A 16,595-nucleotide genomic window follows, 5' to 3' on the forward strand; every position below is an offset into this window, starting at 1 on the left:
ATCATTCGTACCATATAAAAATTGAGATTAAGATATAAATGATATTAAGAGCTGAGAATCTAATCAAAAAGTACAAACAGAGAACCGTTGTAAATGACGTTTCATTTTCTGTGAGCCAGGGAGAAATTGTAGGTTTACTCGGGCCTAACGGAGCGGGGAAAACCACCTCATTCTATATGATTGTGGGCTTAATTAAACCGAATGAAGGCACTATTTTTTTAGATGATGAAGACATTACTTCTGATGCCATGTACAAAAGGGCACAGAAAGGAATCGGTTATCTTGCTCAGGAAGCTTCTGTTTTTAGGAAATTATCTGTTGAAGATAACATTATGGCCATCCTGGAGATGACCAAAATGGGCAAAGAAGAACGTCATGAAAAACTGGAAGAACTCATCAATGAATTCAGCTTACATAAAGTGCGTAAAAACCGGGGCGATCTACTTTCTGGAGGAGAGCGTCGTAGAACGGAAATCGCAAGAGCATTGGCTGCAAGTCCTAACTTTATCTTACTCGATGAGCCTTTTGCAGGGGTAGACCCTATTGCCGTAGAGGAAATTCAGGGGATCGTCCATAAATTAAAAGAGAAAAACATAGGTATCTTAATTACTGACCATAACGTGCAGGAAACACTTTCCATCACCGACAGGGCCTATTTACTATTTGAAGGTAAAATATTAGAATCCGGAACACCAGAAGTACTGGCTGCCAATGAAATGGTTAGACGTGTATATCTAGGCTCAAACTTCGTGCTCCGTACTAAAAAATTATAACCCTTATTATCCCCACACATGGCTATAGTAAATTCGATTTTTACCTGGTATATGAAAAAGCGTGTCCATCAGATTGAGCTTTTCATGAAATATCCACATGATGTACAGGAGGAGTGGTTTCAGAAACTGATTTCCAGTGCTGCAGATACAGAATGGGGAACAAAATATGATTACCGGTCTATTCTCTCTCCCAGACAGTTTAAGCAAAGGGTTCCGATACAAAATTATGACACCCTAAAACCATATATAGAAAGGATGCTCAAAGGGGAGCAAAACATCCTTTGGCCTACGGAAATTAAGTGGTTTGCCAAATCTTCCGGTACCACCAGCGACCGGAGTAAATTCATTCCGGTATCCGAAGAATCCTTGCAGGAGTGCCACTTTAAAGGTGGAAAAGACTTGCTATCGATCTTTTGTAATAACCGACCAGACAACCAGATTTTAACTGGAAAAGGATTGGTACTGGGTGGTAGTCACCAGATTAATCAACTCAACGAAGACTCTTTTTACGGTGATTTATCTGCAGTGTTGATTAAAAACTTACCCATGTGGGCGGAATACTACCGAACGCCAAACATTTCCATTGCGCTGATGGATAACTATGAGCAGAAAATGGAAAAGATGGCTGAGGCAACCATCAAAGAAAATGTAACAAATATCGCAGGCGTTCCTACATGGACCATCGTTCTGGCGAAAAAAGTATTAGAAATTACCGGCAAGAAAAACCTGTTGGAGGTATGGCCAAACCTCGAATTATACATCCATGGTGCCGTTAACTTTAAACCTTATAGAGAACAGTTCAGAGAATTGATTCCCTCTAACCAGATGTATTACCTGGAGACTTACAACGCCTCGGAAGGCTTTTTCGGAATTCAAGATGAGGTAGATTCCGATGAGCTCCTACTGATGCTGGATTATGGGATTTATTACGAGTTTCTACCAATTGAGCACCTGGACTCCGAAAACCCGGAAACCTTAGCGCTGGACCAGGTTCAACTCCATAAAAACTACGCCATCATCATCTCTACCAATGGTGGGCTTTGGCGCTATATGATTGGGGATACCGTGCAGTTTACCAGCCTGTCTCCATACCGAATAAAAATTACTGGTCGCACCAAACATTTCATCAATGCTTTTGGCGAAGAGGTGATTATCGACAATGCAGAGCAAGCCATTTGTAAGGCCTGTACCGAAACAGGCGCCGTCTTTAAAGATTATACTGCCTGCCCTATTTATTTCAAAGGAGAGGAGGTTGGAGGCCATGAATGGATCATAGAATTTGACCAGCAACCTAATAATTTCGAAAAGTTTGTAGATATTTTGGATGATACCCTAAGGGAAGTGAATTCAGACTACGATGCAAAGCGTTTTAAAGATATGGCCCTACGTAGACCAAAGGTTCACAATGCCCCATACAACACGTTTTACAATTGGTTGAAGTCAAAAGGAAAATTAGGTGGACAGCATAAAGTTCCCCGATTGGCAAACGAACGTACCTATGTAGAAGAAATTTTGCCCATGATGAATAAATAATTTTTTTGATTGGTGTTATTGGAAATTAGCTTTTATTTAGTTAAATTTAATTAGCTAATTATTAATGTGTTATGAAAACCGTAAAGCAATTACTCAGCACTAAATCATCTGAAATTTTTTCTGTTTCCGCCGATATATCGGTGTTAGATGGGCTCCAGGTCATGATGGAAAAAAATATCAGCGCGCTCCTCATTATGGATGGTCGCAAATTATTAGGAATTTTTACGGAAAGGGACTATGCCCGAAAGATCATTCTTCAAGGGAAAACATCTATTGATACCCCGATGAGCGAGGTCATGACTACTATGCCAATTACAGTCTCTTCAGCAGATAGTCTCGATCATTGTATGCAAACCATGACAGACAAGCATATCCGGCATTTACCAGTAATTCAGGATCAGGAATTAATAGGCATGGTTTCTATTGGGGATGTGGTAAAATTTATCATTGAAGATCAAAAACAAACCATTTCTCAGCTGGAACATTACATCAGCAGCTAAAGCAATTTTTATACATAAAGAAGCCGGTTCTGATCATACAGAACCGGCTTCTCTTTTAGACTATAACTTTTTGTGCTTACCAGATTTTAACACGTTTTTCCGGAGCCAGATATAAAGAATCTTTAGGAGTGACTTTGAATGCAGTATACCAATCAGGGATATTTCTTACCACACCGTTTACTCTAAACTGAGCTGGTGAATGTGGATCTGTACTTACCTGATTTCTCAGCGACTCATCGTTTGATTTGTTCAACCATACTTGTCCCCAACCAATAAAGACCCTTTGCTCTCCTGTGAAACCATCCATTACCGGTGCTGGTTTACCATTCAAGCTCGCTTTATAGGCTTTTAATGCGATGCTTAAACCACCTAGATCGCCGATGTTCTCTCCCAAGGTAAATTCACCATTTACTTTTAAGTCCGGGAATACTTTAAATGCACTATACTGTGCAATCAAAGCCTGAGTTCTCTTTTTAAACTCTTGGTTATCCTTTGGAGTCCACCAGTTACGCATCACGCCATCACCGTCGAAAGTACTTCCCTGATCATCAAAACCATGTCCAACCTCATGACCAATTACCGCACCAATACCACCATAATTTACTGCATCTTCCGCGTTCATATCAAAGAAAGGAGGTTGTAAGATCGCCGCAGGGAATACAATTTCATTCATTGTCGGGTTGTAATAAGCATTCACCGTTTGAGGCGTCATACCCCACTCTGAGCGGTCTACTGGTTTACCCAATTTATTCAGGTTACGGTAGTATTCGAACTCAGCTGAACGTTTCTCATTTCCATAAAGGTCATGTTTAACCACTTTCAATGAAGAATAATCTCTCCATTTATCAGGATATCCGATTTTCGGAGTGAACTTACTGATTTTCACTAAAGCTTGTTTTTTAGTCTCCGGACTCATCCAATCCAGTGCTTTAATACTAGCCTCATAGGATTTCAACAAGTTATCCACCAGTTTCATCATACGCTCTTTCGCAGCAGGTGGGAAATGCTTTTCAACATATAATTTACCAACCATTTCACCCAGACTATTGTTTACTACGTCTACCGCCCGGCGCCATCTTGGTTTCTGCTCTTTTACTCCATAAAGTGTTTTAGCATAGAAATCAAAATTTTCCTCATCAATAGTGGTAGTCAAAGCAGAACCGGCTCCTGTCAAGGCACTCCATTTTAAATACGTTTTCCAAGTGTCCAGTGGTGTATTTTTGAAGATCGTATTCAGATCTTTAGTGTATGCTACCTGGGTAATTACCAAACTATCCTGATTTTTAACCCCAGCTTCTGACAATAAAGTATTCCAATCAAAATCAGGAGTCAATTTATTCAAATCTTTAATGGCATATTTATTATATAAACCCGCCATATTTCTGGTTTCCTCTTTTTTCATGTGCTTAGCAGCGATTGAAGTCTCCAGAGCCATAATTTGACTTGCTTTTGCTTTCCCATCTGCTACACCTGCCAGGGTTAACATCTTTTCAATGTGCGCAACGTATTTACTGCGGATTTCCTTTGATTTAGCATCTTGAAGCAGATAATACTCTCTTTCTGGTAAACCTAGACCACCTTGCCAGGTATACAACATATATCTTTTAGGATCTTTAAAGTCTTCAATAACACCTACACTAAAAGGGATATAGTTTCCAATTTTATTGGCATAAGCGAAATAAGCAGCAAGGTCTTTATTGGAGGCAATGCCATCGATCTTTTTGAATTCAGCCTGCATTGGTGCTAATCCAATAGAATCACGAACTTTCATGTTCATGTAGGAATCATAGAAATCGCCAATCTTTTGCTGATCAGATCCATCCGCAGACTTATCTTTAGCTGCATTTTCGATGATTTCCTTGACATCTTCCTGCGCTTTGTCATTCACAATGGCACCTGCACCATAAGAAGATTTATCAGCAGGAATCTTCGTGTTTTTAATCCAGGTTCCATTCACGTATTCCATGAAATTATTTCCTGGAGCCACTGTGGTATCCATGTTTTTAAGTACAATTCCTGAATGCAATTCAGTGCTTTTGTCGGAATTACTACAAGCTGAGAGCAGCAACATAGATCCTGCAACCACCTGGATTCCAATCGATTTTTTGATATTTATCATAAAAAAATAATATAGGTATATATCAAATTTAACAAAAGATATGGAATCCCCGGTCAGGCTCCAGAAATTAGCGTAATGCGATAAAGATATCGACTTCTGCTATTTCAGGCTGCTGTGCTTTTCCGCCATAGACTTCGAAATCAGTCGTATACGCACGGGATACTCCTGATTTCCAAATGGCTAACCAGCCATTAAACACTAACCCCTCGTTCATATTTCCTTTCAGCACATGTTTTTGATAGGGGCCGGCAGCAATGGTTACGCCTCGCATTCCTACAGGAATTTGATCTAGGTTCCGAACCGCATATCCGATCAATGTGGTGTAAGGCTGGGTATAGTCTCCTTCATAATCGGTGTAAACGCTATAGACCTCATCACCAACTTTATTTTCAAGTTTTGACGCAATATTTTCAGTACTAAACCTCATCCATAATTCAGGAATATCAATTGCGGCTTTACCTGGTGCATTACTGGTTCTTACAGCAATACCCACTACAAAAAAGGGATCTAGTGTTATCTTTTCCATTTTATAATTTTCTTATGATTTGTGCTGCGAATTTAAATGAAGAGATGACAACCCTATGTCAGCAGCCCTTTGTTTAACACTATAATGTCAACAATTGATCGAAATCTTGCCCTGGATATGATCTCCCCTTTAAATTTACGTTAAATATTTAGTCCTTAATGCTCACTTAACATGAAGCCCATAACTTCATAGTAAATCAAAAACACAGGACGATGATCAGTACAAAGATTCTTTATAAAGCAGTATTAAAAAAAGATCAGGTAGATGACAGTCATACTTTCCAACCATTGCCATTACCATCGGGAAGCTACCCTTACCGTCTAAATCTGGAGCAACAATCCGGTACTAGAAAGCCACAGATGATGTTTCACATGGTGGGTGATACCGGCGGATTTAAGCAACCAGATTTGCAGAAACAAATCGCCAGCCAAATGGCTCAACAGTATTTACAAGCCGCTTGCCCGGAAGAGCGCCCTTCTTTTTTATATCATTTAGGAGATATTGTTTATCATTTCGGCGAGCCTGATCAATATCAAGATCAGTTTTTGAAACCATATGAAAGTTACCCTGGGCCTATTTACGCCATTGCAGGAAACCACGATACAGATGTAAATCCCAATGCAGTAGAACGTCAGGAGCCTCTTGAAGCATTCTATACCGCCTTTTGTAACACCTGTCCTGCTACTCTTCATTTTGGAACAGGAGTATCTAGAAAAAGTCAGGTACAGCCAAATGTGTATTGGACAATGGAAAGCCCTTTAGCCACGATTATCGGTCTGCATACCAATGTACCTAAGTTTGGCTGCATTAAAAAAGAGCAACAAGATTGGTTTATTAAAGAGCTGAAACATGCTGCAAAATACAGCCCAGAAAAAGCGATCATTGTATGTATGCATCATGCCCCATACTCGGCAGATGTAAACCATGGATCCAGTATGCCAATGGTTGAGTTTTTAGAAGCTTCATTTGCAGCAGCGGGTGTAAAACCCGACGTGATTTTCAGTGGCCATGTTCACAATTACCAGCGCTTTACCAAGCATTATCCCGATGGGAAAACCCTCCCATTTGTAGTTGCAGGAGCGGGGGGATTCGACGAACTTCATGCTTTAGCTGATCCGGAAGAACCTAGCTACCATACCGAGAACGAATTATTCGATCAGGTGATCCTGGAAAACTATTGCGATAACCGACATGGTTTCCTAAGAATTGCCATTGAAAAAACACCTTTTAAATTTACCATCAAGGGAGAATACTATACAATTTCCACTGAAGATCATGGAAATAATGATCAAGAGGCACGATTATTCGATGAATTCACGGTGGATCTTACCGGCAGGTAAGATTCAACTGCCTGCCTGCCCTTCTGTTTTCTTGTTTATTTTTTATAACATTGGGCGGGATATTCATGGAAATACAAAGATTGGAGCAACTGGAAGACAAGGAACTACTCATTAAATTGAAAGAGGGAGATGAGCTTGCATTTGTAAAAATCTACAATCAGTACCGAAATAAGGTGTATAACTATGCTTATCAGCTCAGCAAATCCGCAGATACAGCCGAAGAGATTGTTCAGGAAGTATTTATCAGGCTTTGGCAAAAACGCGGACAAATCAATACCGACCTCTCTTTTTCAGGGTATATTAAAAAAATTACGTTAAATCATGTGCTAAATCACCTGAAAAAGGTGGCTCGTGAAAAGGCTTTACAGGAAGAAGTATTCCATCATATTTCGGGCAACACGGGCCGGGCTGAGGACCATTTACTAGAAAAAGAACTTCGAAAAGTCTATGAGGAGGCAATTGCACAACTTCCTGCACAGAAAAAACTGATTTATCATCTGGTTCGTTCTGAAGAACTCAGTCATGAGGAAATCGCTATAAAACTAAATATCTCCAAAAATACGGTCAAAAATCACATGGTGGAGGCCAGCAAATTTGTCAGGGAATATGTCCGCAAAAACGGAGGGGTAATCTGTTTTATCCTCGCTTCTTCAAATTATTTTCATTCCAACTAGTCCTACCTAACATTACAGTTGTATGGTAAGTAGTCATGGAAGAAAAAGAAGAACTAACCCATCTATATCAATTGTATTTGAACAACCGCTGTACAGCGGAAGAGTTGAATCGTTTCTTTAACCTTATCAATAAGGGAAAGGAGGAGGAAAACCTCGTTCAACTGTTGTCGGTCACCTGGGATCAAACCCCTCTGGTGCCGGAAAATGGATTGCTGCCTTATTTTCTCCCGAAAGAAAATCAAAAGCAACGCACAACAATTCCAAGTCCAAATGTTAATCGCTCAAATATCCCTCCGCAAAAACTATATCCAATGCTCAGGTATGTTGGGGCTATTGCAGCCATACTACTTCTGCTTTGTACCATTTACTTCTACCGCACTGAATTTTGGAGCAATATCCCACAAGGGTCAAAAATGGAAATCGCAAGCGTTACCCATGATCGCAGGCAATTCCAACTTCCAGATGGCACAAAAGTATGGCTAAGTCCACATAGTAAATTAACCTACCCAGCTAGTTTTGATGGCAATAACCGTTTGGTAAACCTGGAAGGAGAAGCTTTTTTTGAAGTGGCTCATGATGCCAACCAACCTTTTATCATCAAATCAGGAAAAGTAAGCACCCGGGTTTTAGGTACAAGTTTCAGCTTATCTGCCTATCCTAATGAGGAAGATGTCCAGATTACCCTGCTTAGTGGAAAAGTTGCGGTATCGCTGGATGGGCAAGGAAAAGCCAAAGAAGCTATCATTACTGCCAATCAGCGCGTATCTGTCGATAAAAAACAGGAAACCATCAGCACTATAAATTTCCCGGATGCCCAAGATTTTCTGGACAGACGTTTAGGGCTTTTCGACTATAAGGGAGCACTGTTATCGGAAGTAATTGAAGATCTGGAGATGCAATACCAACTGCAAATCAGCCTTTCTCCGGAGCTGCAAAACCACCGCTTTTATGGTCATTTGAATATGAACACCGCAATCACACAAACCCTACAAAAACTTTGTACTGTGATGGAAGTTAGTTGGGAAAAAAATGGAGGGCAGTATGTAATCAAAAAATAAATGTCCGGCTTCCATCAAAGAAAACCGGACAAATACCTAAATCAATTTAAAAATGCCCGAGCCTTGAGAACTTATGGGCAGATAAAATCAATATTTAATATAAAGTTATGAAAAAATACGGACCTAAAAGGTTCCTGGCTGTTATCGCCTTAATGTTACTATTTGTACTCCTGATGCAATTAACAACCCATGCACAAACACCATTGGAGAAGCGTCTGACCATCAATCTAAAAGAAGAACCTATAAAAACCGCGCTAGATAGGATCAGTAAGCTAGCTCAGGTAAAATTCACTTATAATGAGCAGGTCGCTAATAGCACCATAAAAGTTTCCGTCGATGCAAAAAATAAAACCTTAAATGAAGTACTGAGTACGGCACTTTCAGGTCAGCCTTTTAAATTCAATGTCCTGGACCAGGAAATTCACCTGCAATATGACCCGACGAAAGCAAAAAAGCCGGTAGCCGATCCGGCGGCAAATCCGGGGAAAAACATAGAAAAATACAGCCTAAGTGGCACAATCTCTTCTTCTAAAACCGGAGAAACACTGATCGCAGCTACGGTACGCTGGGTAGGAACCAAGGTTGCAACCATCAGTAATGAATATGGTTTTTACACGATCTCCTTACCCCAAGGAAAACAACAAGTAGAGGTCTCTGCAATTGGTTTCCGCAGCCTCATCAAAACAGTCGCCCTGAATGGCCCAATACGCTTGAACTTCGCTTTAGAAGAAGATGCAAATGAACTGGAAACAGTGAGCATTACCTCTAGCCCAACAAAAAGAAGTATAGATAACCCACAGATGGGCATGGAGCGCATTAACCTCAAGGAAACGAAAAATATCCCTATGGTATTGGGGGAGCGTGATGTGATCAAAACTTTGCAGCTTCTACCGGGTGTAAAGTCCTCAGGAGAAGGTTCTGGAGGCTTTTTTGTCCGCGGAGGAAGCGCAGACCAGAACATGATCCTCCTGGACGAAGCCCCGGTTTATGGCGCCTCCCACCTCCTGGGTTTCTTTTCTACTTTCAACTCAGACGCCATCAAAAACGTAACACTTTATAAAAGTGGGATGCCTGCGCAATATGGCGGCGGACTTTCTTCAGTGATGGATGTAAAAATGAACGATGGAAATCTTCAAAAATTCGGCGTAAGTGGTGGCGTAGGGATGATTGCTGCCCGGTTAAATGTAGAAGGTCCAATACAAAAAGAAAAATCCTCTTTCCTGATTTCTGCCCGGAGAACCTATCTCGATGCTTTCTTAAAATTATCAAAAGATTCGACCATTCGAAACAGTAGCCTCTATTTTTACGATGTAAATGCCAAAGCCAATTACATTCTGGGTGATAAAGACCGACTTTATATATCTGGTTATTTTGGTAGAGATGTATTGTCTGCGGACAAACTAGCCGGGATCAACTGGGGGAATGCAACCGCAACACTTCGCTGGAATCACCTCTTTAGCAGCAAACTATTCTCCAACACTTCCCTGATTTTCAGTAACTATAATTACAAAATCACTTCAGATGAAGAAGAAAGCTCCTTGTCTTTATTCTCTCAAATCAGAGATTTTAATTTTAAAGAAGACCTGCAGTGGTATATCAACGATAAAAATACCCTGAGCTTTGGTCTAAATTCCATCTACCATACCATCAAACCTGGAGAAGTAAGGGCAGAAGGTAATTCTGGTCTGGTTTCGCAGGATCTTGAAAACCGATACTCCCTGGACAACGCCATTTACGCGAGTAATACCTGGAAGGTAACTGAAGGCTTCAGCCTGACTTACGGATTACGCTTATCGGCATTTAGCATCCTGGGTAGGGGCACCTATTATGAGCTAAATAATGCTGGCCAGGTGATTGGAGAAACGACCTATAAAAGGGCTGAGGTGGTAAAAACCTATGTCAATCTGGAACCAAGAGTTGCTGCATCCGTTCAACTCAGTGAGTCCGCTGCTATAAAAGCGTCCTACGTACGTAATTCACAAAACTTACACCTGATTTCCAACTCCAATTCTGCTTCGCCGGTAGACCGTTGGACAGCTAGCACCAATATTATTAAACCAGAACTTAGTGATCAGCTGTCCTTAGGTTATTATAAAAACCTGGCCGGAGACCGTTATGAGCTTACCGTAGAAACCTATTACAAAGATCTAAAAAACCAGATCGATTACCGAAATGGGGCCGATATATATACCAACAAACCTATAGAAACACAATTGCTTTTTGGTAAGGGACGTGCTTACGGAGTAGAGTGGCTATTGAAAAAGAAAACAGGAAGACTAACCGGTTGGTTGGCCTATACCCTTTCCAAATCAGAAAGACAAGTTGATGGCATCAACAACAACCAATGGTACAATACCCGACAAGACCGAACTCATGATATCTCCTTTGTAGCCTTATATGAGTTGAGCAAAAAATGGTCTTTATCTGCGAACTGGGTTTTTGCGACTGGTAATGCGGTGACTTTCCCAAATGGGAAGTACACCCTGCTTGGGGAGAGTTATTTTTATTACTCCGCGAGAAATGCAGATCGTATGCCAGCTTATCACCGTTTGGATTTAGGTGCTACGCACATCTTGAAGAAAAGAAAGAATTTCTCTTCAGAGCTAAGCTTTAGCTTATACAATGCATATGGGCGATCAAATGCTTATAGAATCGCGTTCCGAGAAAATGAAAAGAATCCCAATTCGACGGAAGCTGTAATGACCAGCCTCTTCAGGTTCGTTCCTTCCATGTCTTACGATTTCAAATTTTAAACTCCCAAAAGATTAACTACATGAAAAACATATCCTATTTGTTATTATTAATACCTGTATTATTAGGTTCCTGTGATAAGGTAATCGATTTAAAATACACGGATAATGAAGTAAAGTACGTGATTGAAGGTACAATAACCAATGAGCCTGGTAGCTGCACCGTCTTACTTAGTAAAACCAGAAACTTCAAAGACAGCAATCCCTTTAATGGCTTAAGTGGTGCTTCAGTGAAAATAGAAAACAACGGCAATACTTATACGCTATTGGAAGATCGTCCCGGGGTGTATAAACTGGCTACCTTAATAGGTGTTCCTGGTCAAACGTATCAATTGACTGTAAGCGTCGAGGGTGAAACTTTTAGCGCTTCCAGCAGGATGCCAACGCTAGTTCCTTTTGATGACTTTTACTTGAAACCGAAAGATTTTGATAGCCTGAGGACTATCACTTATGTGAAGTATAAGGATCCTGCAAACGAGACAAACTTTTACTGGTTTGAGCTGTTTGTCAATGATAAAAGACAAAGAAACTACAGCTTGATGAACGACCAATTCACTCCGGGTCAGGAAGTAACCACGCCAATTATTTTTCAGAATAAAACTGATGATTTGTCAAGGAATTTTAAAAAAGGAGACAAATTAGCGCTAGAAATGCACAGTATTGATGCTTCTGTTTACCTTTACCTCTTCAGTTTATCTGCTGCAGAAGGCTCTGATAATGGAGCTGCCCCAGCCAATCCACTGAGCAATTTAAAAGGTGGTGCACTGGGCTTTTTTAGTGCACATACCACACAGAAAAGAACATTAGTGATTCCGTAAGATGAATGAGTTATTAGACAAAAATCTGAGTATTGTTACTCTCTTTGGATTTGTTGTAATCCTTACCTTAGTAGAAATGTACTTTAGCTACGTCCATGATAAAAAAATGTATCATGGACGTGATACTTTGACTAATGTTTACCTGATGGTTGCCGCTTTTGTAGTAAACCTCGGCATGAAGACGGCTACTTTCTTTTTACTGGATTATTGCTATAACCATTACCGCCTTTTTGAAATTTCCAATGTCTGGGTATATTGGATTGTATTGATCCTCGCACAAGATTTACTGTATTGGTTATTACATACCACCGGACACTATGTGCGTTTATTTTGGGCAATGCATGTGACCCACCATTCTTCAGAATTTTTCAATCTGACTACCGGATTCAGGTCTACGGTATTTGAACCTTTGTACCGCGTATTCTTCTATTTGCCATTGGCTTTCATGGGTTTCAATGCTTTTGACATTCTTTTTGCCTATCTGATTACTCAGATTTATGGCAATTTGGTACACACTCAAACGATAGGAAAATTACATCCATGGATTGAATACATCTTTGTGACCCCTTCTCATCACCGCGTTCACCATGCCAGCAATATCCGTTATCTGGATAAGAATATGGGCATGGTACTCATTTTGTGGGACAGATGGTTCGGTACTTTTCAGGAAGAACTTCCAGAAGAGGAAATTCATTATGGATTAACCAGCCAACCCGAGGACCATGGTGCAGTAAATATCATTTTTCATGAACTGATTGCCCTGTCTGATGATGTAAAAAAGGCACCAGGCTGGAAAAACAAGCTGAAATACCTGTTTAATCCACCAGGATGGAACCATGATGGGACCGGAAAAACTTCTAAAGTACTTCAAAAAGAGCTTAGGAATCAATCTTAATTTTTTTGACGAAGGTCAATTATTCAAATGATTTTGATCAGCTGCTTTCTGTTGATTAGTCAAGAGATTTAGCACAAAATCCTTATCTTTTTGTTAGGTAAAGAATTAAACGCTAAATTCCTATAAAGCTGATCAAAATCTATGAATATCCCAAACTACAGTACCGCAGAACAAGCATTACAATTCATTAAATCAGGTGATCGCGTATTTATCCACGGCAGCGCAGCCACACCAATTCACTTGGTAAAAACCCTACAAAAAAGATATCAAGAGCTAAAAAATGTAGAGATCACGAGTATTACCACACTTGGGGATATCGATTTTAACCAAAGTCCTTACCGGGACAGCTTCTTTGTGAATTCCTTATTTGTATCGGCAAATACCAGAGCGGTAGCCAATAGCATACATGGTGATTATATCCCTATTTTTCTGAGCCAGATCCCCAAATTATTTAAGGAAGGTTTTTTACCCATTGATGTCGCTTTGGTACAAGTATCAGCGCCTGATATCCATGGTTATTGTTCTCTGGGAACTTCAGTAGACATTGCAAGAGCAGCGGTAGATACCGCAAAACACATCATTGCCCAGGTCAATCCAAAGATGCCAAGGACACATGGTGATGGATTCATCCACATTAGTCAAATAGATGCCTTGGTTCATTTTGAACAAGAATTACCTGAAGTAGATTATTCAGCAAAGACGAGTGAAGCAACAATTACCATTGGTGCGCACATTGCGTCTTTAGTAGAAGATGGCGCAACCTTACAATTGGGGATTGGTGGCATTCCGGATCAGGTATTAAAAAATCTAACTGGTCATAAAAACTTGGGCTTACATACAGAAATGCTTTCCGATGGGGTCATTCCATTAATTCAGAGTGGGGTCATCAACAATAGCCAAAAGAAAATAAACCGCGGAAAGTCAATCACCTCTTTTATGATTGGTACCAGAAAACTATATAATTTTGTAAATGATAATCCCATTATCCGCGTAATGGATATTGCTTATGCAAATGATACCAGTATCATTAGAAAAAACCCTAAAGTAACGGCAATCAATTCTGCTATCGAACTGGATTTAACCGGGCAAATTTGTGCAGATTCTATGGGTACTTATCAATATTCCGGTATTGGTGGACAAATGGATTTTATTCATGGAGCCTCTCTTTCTGAAGGAGGAAAACCAATTATCGCCCTACCTTCTGTCACCTCAAAAGGCGTTTCAAGAATTGTTCCTTTCTTAAAAGAAGGAGCCGGCGTAGTGACCACAAGGGGGCATGTACATTGGATTGTCACAGAATATGGAAAAGTGAACCTCTTTGGAATGAGCTTAAAACAGAGGGCAAAAGCACTAATCAATCTAGCTCATCCCATGCATAGAGAAGAATTGGAACGCGCTTTCCATGATCGTTTTAACCATTAATTTGAATCTTATAAAGTATTGGAATAAAATACCTAAGGTTAGGTATTTTATTCCAATACTTAAACAGACCAATTTGTACTAACAATTTAATGGATTGTTCCCGGCAGTAATGTGAGGATTACTGCCGGGTTTTTATTTAAAAAAGAACATCATTTAAACGATCATCTTTATTAAAAATACTCTTAGCAAATGGACACAGCGGCAGAATTTTCACTTTCTGTTCCCGCGCATAATCAACAGCCGCTAAAACCAAGGCCTTCCCTAAACCCTGTCCGGAATAATCAGGTTTCACCTCTGTGTGTTCTATGACAATTTTTACCGGCCCCGCCCAGGCATAATTCATCATTGCTGCGATCTTGCCCTCATTTACAGCTTTAAAATAGCCACCTTTATTTTCATTTAGATGTTCAATTTTCATAAGAATAAATTTATTGGTTCAAGTATGAAGACCCTTTAAATGAGGATTTCTCGTGTTTAATTTTTAATACTTCTTCCTTGCTCTGGTAAAGGAACAAAGTCGGCTTCACCAGGTACATTATCGAAAGACTGTTCCAACCATTTAGTTTTCGCTTCCTCTATAATATCTTTAGTCGTAGCCACAAAATTCCAATAAATGAAACGCTCCTCCGGAAAAGCGGTACCACCAAAAATGTAAACCGTCGTATTTTCCTGCATCACAAATTCACATAATTTACTATCCTTAGCAACCAAAAGCTGTTTTGGTTCATAAGTATAGCCTTCACTTTCTATAGCTCCTTCTAAAATATACAGCCCACTTTCGCCAAATAGATCATCTCCAATTTTAACCGTTTTACGCTCCTTTGTTTTCAATTCCAAAAAGTAAAGCGGACTATATACAGGTACCGGAGATTCTTTTCCAAAAGCCGCCCCAGCAATCAGTTTAAATGAAATACCGTCACTTTCCCAAGAGGGAATATCGTTAGATTCGACATGAAAAAACTCGGGTGCCATCTTTTCTATTTCTTTAGGCAAAGCAACCCAAATTTGCAAACCATGCAACATTTTTTCAGAATGACGCAGATAGGCTGGCGTCCGTTCAGAATGTACAATTCCTGCTCCCGCAGTCATCCAATTCACCTGTCCGGGTTTGATTTCTACTTCATTGCCCAAGCTATCTTTGTGCATAATACTCCCTTCAAAAAGATAGGTCAGCGTTGAAAGGCCAATATGTGGATGTGGAGGAACGTCAAGATTTTCATGGTCATTTAAACAAACAGGTCCCATGTGATCAATGAAGGCAAATGGGCCTACCATCCGTTTTTCTCGGAAGGGCAACAACCTACCAACCATAAAATTGCCAATATTACTGGCTCTCTCTTCAATTATCAATTTGATATTCGACATAAGGGATTCTCTTTTATTCTAAGTTACCATTAAATGAGGGGCAAATAAAGAATTAATTAGATTTTAACTTATCACTAAGAAAAGCCCTATCCCATGACGGAATAGAGCCTTATTTCCAGGATGAAAACGCTTAGTTTTCCTGTAATTGAACTTCTGCCAACTGCACACTAAAGTGTTCAGTTAAATGCGTACGATACCTTTTAAGGTCAGTCTCCAGATCTGCATTTTTCTCTACATCATGAAAATGAATCCCTGGCAATGGCTTCATCCCGGTAAATGCATTCATGCGGTGAAATCCAAATAATGGGCCATCATCTACACTTCTTTCGTTGAAAAATTCTCCTGGGATTGTAAAGGCTTCTTTTGGTGCATTCCAGGAGGTTGTTAACATATATTTTTTGCCGGTTAACAATCCACCAGTACCATAATTAATCGTTGGATTTTCAGCAGAACGCCCGTCACTTTTATAAATCCCTTTGTTGTGCCCCGCAGTAAACACCACATCAATATATTTTTTTAATCCATGAGGAACCTGAAACCACCAGATTGGGGTATGATAGATCACCACATCGGCCCAGTTGTACTTTTCTACTTCTGCTAATGGATCATAATCCTCATTTACATTTGTTGTTTTTACTTCAAAGCCAGGTTGATTCTGAAAAAAACTGATCGTTTCTTCAGTAATTGTTGCGTTGAAACGGCCACCAGAATGACCAAAAACCTGTCCACCATTGATTACAAATACTTTCATTTTTATATTTTTTTAACGCTGATTAAATTCATTAATACCCGGAATTAATCCCTGAGCAATTGTCTGAACTT

At 40.0% G+C, this 16,595-nt stretch carries 15 protein-coding genes; 10 read left to right on the forward strand and 5 right to left on the reverse strand.

All coding sequences use genetic code 11. The features are described from left to right. Nucleotides 1–38: 38 nt before the first annotated feature. The 3 genes from lptB (at nt 39) to GM920_RS12390 (ending at nt 2,806) form a co-directional block, all read left to right on the forward strand. Nucleotides 39–773, forward strand: a complete 735-nt coding sequence (gene lptB, locus GM920_RS12380; RefSeq protein ID WP_182957641.1) for an LPS export ABC transporter ATP-binding protein — start codon at nt 39–41, stop codon at nt 771–773. Nucleotides 774–791: 18 nt separating this feature from the next. Continuing rightward, nucleotides 792–2,306 carry a GH3 auxin-responsive promoter family protein gene (locus tag GM920_RS12385; RefSeq protein WP_182957643.1) on the forward strand — a complete coding sequence of 505 codons (1,515 nt, stop codon included), beginning with the start codon at nt 792–794 and terminating at the stop codon, nt 2,304–2,306. 71 nt (nt 2,307–2,377) lie between these two features. Beyond that, entirely contained in the window at nt 2,378–2,806 is a 429-nt protein-coding gene (locus GM920_RS12390; RefSeq protein ID WP_182957645.1) for a CBS domain-containing protein, read from the forward strand. A gap of 76 nt (nt 2,807–2,882) precedes the next feature. On the opposite strand, the gene GM920_RS12395 is transcribed toward GM920_RS12390, so the two are convergent. Beyond that, nucleotides 2,883–4,925: a M13 family metallopeptidase gene (locus tag GM920_RS12395; RefSeq protein ID WP_182957647.1), complete on the reverse strand. Its 2,043-nt coding sequence runs from the start codon at nt 4,923–4,925 to the stop codon at nt 2,883–2,885. A 67-nt stretch (nt 4,926–4,992) separates the two neighbouring features. Next, nucleotides 4,993–5,451, reverse strand: a complete 459-nt coding sequence (locus tag GM920_RS12400; protein ID WP_182957649.1) for a GyrI-like domain-containing protein — start codon at nt 5,449–5,451, stop codon at nt 4,993–4,995. Between the two features lie 212 nt (nt 5,452–5,663). On the opposite strand from GM920_RS12400, the gene GM920_RS12405 reads away from it, so the two are divergent. From GM920_RS12405 to GM920_RS12435, 7 genes are all read left to right on the forward strand, one after another. Further along, the gene (locus GM920_RS12405) at nt 5,664–6,791 is read left to right on the forward strand and encodes a metallophosphoesterase family protein (RefSeq protein ID WP_182957651.1); all 1,128 of its coding nucleotides are present in this window, start codon (nt 5,664–5,666) and stop codon (nt 6,789–6,791) included. 65 nt (nt 6,792–6,856) lie between these two features. After that, a complete protein-coding gene (locus tag GM920_RS12410; RefSeq protein ID WP_182957653.1) occupies nt 6,857–7,465 on the forward strand; it encodes an RNA polymerase sigma factor in 609 nt (202 codons plus the stop codon). Between the two features lie 35 nt (nt 7,466–7,500). After that, nucleotides 7,501–8,523, forward strand: a complete 1,023-nt coding sequence (locus GM920_RS12415) for a FecR family protein (protein WP_182957655.1) — start codon at nt 7,501–7,503, stop codon at nt 8,521–8,523. Between the two features lie 107 nt (nt 8,524–8,630). Next, nucleotides 8,631–11,276: a TonB-dependent receptor gene (locus GM920_RS12420; protein ID WP_182957657.1), complete on the forward strand. Its 2,646-nt coding sequence runs from the start codon at nt 8,631–8,633 to the stop codon at nt 11,274–11,276. Between the two features lie 20 nt (nt 11,277–11,296). Continuing rightward, a complete protein-coding gene (locus GM920_RS12425) occupies nt 11,297–12,091 on the forward strand; it encodes a DUF4249 domain-containing protein (RefSeq protein WP_182957659.1) in 795 nt (264 codons plus the stop codon). 1 nt (nt 12,092) lies between these two features. Beyond that, entirely contained in the window at nt 12,093–12,986 is an 894-nt protein-coding gene (locus tag GM920_RS12430; protein ID WP_182957661.1) for a sterol desaturase family protein, read from the forward strand. A gap of 141 nt (nt 12,987–13,127) precedes the next feature. Further along, nucleotides 13,128–14,408 (forward strand): acetyl-CoA hydrolase/transferase family protein, encoded by a 1,281-nt coding sequence (locus tag GM920_RS12435; protein ID WP_182957663.1) that lies wholly within the window; start codon nt 13,128–13,130, stop codon nt 14,406–14,408. A 136-nt stretch (nt 14,409–14,544) separates the two neighbouring features. Here GM920_RS12435 and GM920_RS12440 read toward each other — a convergent pair whose 3' ends face one another. The 3 genes from GM920_RS12440 to GM920_RS12450 form a co-directional block, all read right to left on the reverse strand. Next, complete coding sequence (locus GM920_RS12440; RefSeq protein WP_182957665.1) at nt 14,545–14,826, reverse strand: GNAT family N-acetyltransferase; 282 nt, start codon at nt 14,824–14,826, stop codon at nt 14,545–14,547. Between the two features lie 56 nt (nt 14,827–14,882). Continuing rightward, on the reverse strand, nt 14,883–15,773 hold the full coding sequence (locus GM920_RS12445; protein ID WP_182957667.1) for a pirin family protein: 891 nt from the start codon (nt 15,771–15,773) through the stop codon (nt 14,883–14,885). Nucleotides 15,774–15,903: 130 nt separating this feature from the next. After that, nucleotides 15,904–16,524: an NAD(P)H-dependent oxidoreductase gene (locus GM920_RS12450; RefSeq protein ID WP_182957670.1), complete on the reverse strand. Its 621-nt coding sequence runs from the start codon at nt 16,522–16,524 to the stop codon at nt 15,904–15,906. Between the last annotated feature and the right edge of the window lie 71 nt (nt 16,525–16,595).

It is taken from the genome of Pedobacter gandavensis, assembly GCF_014172405.1.
Classification (GTDB): domain Bacteria; phylum Bacteroidota; class Bacteroidia; order Sphingobacteriales; family Sphingobacteriaceae; genus Pedobacter; species Pedobacter gandavensis.

Excerpts from the sequence above, each read along its gene's own strand:
- lptB (WP_182957641.1), top strand. The coding sequence starts at position 39 with ATGATATTAAGAGCTGAGAATCTAATCAAAAAGTACAAACAGAGAACC.
- GM920_RS12385 (WP_182957643.1), top strand. The coding sequence starts at position 792 with ATGGCTATAGTAAATTCGATTTTTACCTGGTATATGAAAAAGCGTGTC.
- GM920_RS12390 (WP_182957645.1), top strand. The coding sequence starts at position 2,378 with ATGAAAACCGTAAAGCAATTACTCAGCACTAAATCATCTGAAATTTTT.
- GM920_RS12395 (WP_182957647.1), bottom strand. The coding sequence starts at position 4,925 with ATGATAAATATCAAAAAATCGATTGGAATCCAGGTGGTTGCAGGATCT.
- GM920_RS12400 (WP_182957649.1), bottom strand. The coding sequence starts at position 5,451 with ATGGAAAAGATAACACTAGATCCCTTTTTTGTAGTGGGTATTGCTGTA.
- GM920_RS12405 (WP_182957651.1), top strand. The coding sequence starts at position 5,664 with ATGATCAGTACAAAGATTCTTTATAAAGCAGTATTAAAAAAAGATCAG.
- GM920_RS12410 (WP_182957653.1), top strand. The coding sequence starts at position 6,857 with ATGGAAATACAAAGATTGGAGCAACTGGAAGACAAGGAACTACTCATT.
- GM920_RS12415 (WP_182957655.1), top strand. The coding sequence starts at position 7,501 with ATGGAAGAAAAAGAAGAACTAACCCATCTATATCAATTGTATTTGAAC.
- GM920_RS12420 (WP_182957657.1), top strand. The coding sequence starts at position 8,631 with ATGAAAAAATACGGACCTAAAAGGTTCCTGGCTGTTATCGCCTTAATG.
- GM920_RS12425 (WP_182957659.1), top strand. The coding sequence starts at position 11,297 with ATGAAAAACATATCCTATTTGTTATTATTAATACCTGTATTATTAGGT.
- GM920_RS12430 (WP_182957661.1), top strand. The coding sequence starts at position 12,093 with ATGAATGAGTTATTAGACAAAAATCTGAGTATTGTTACTCTCTTTGGA.
- GM920_RS12435 (WP_182957663.1), top strand. The coding sequence starts at position 13,128 with ATGAATATCCCAAACTACAGTACCGCAGAACAAGCATTACAATTCATT.
- GM920_RS12440 (WP_182957665.1), bottom strand. The coding sequence starts at position 14,826 with ATGAAAATTGAACATCTAAATGAAAATAAAGGTGGCTATTTTAAAGCT.
- GM920_RS12445 (WP_182957667.1), bottom strand. The coding sequence starts at position 15,773 with ATGTCGAATATCAAATTGATAATTGAAGAGAGAGCCAGTAATATTGGC.
- GM920_RS12450 (WP_182957670.1), bottom strand. The coding sequence starts at position 16,524 with ATGAAAGTATTTGTAATCAATGGTGGACAGGTTTTTGGTCATTCTGGT.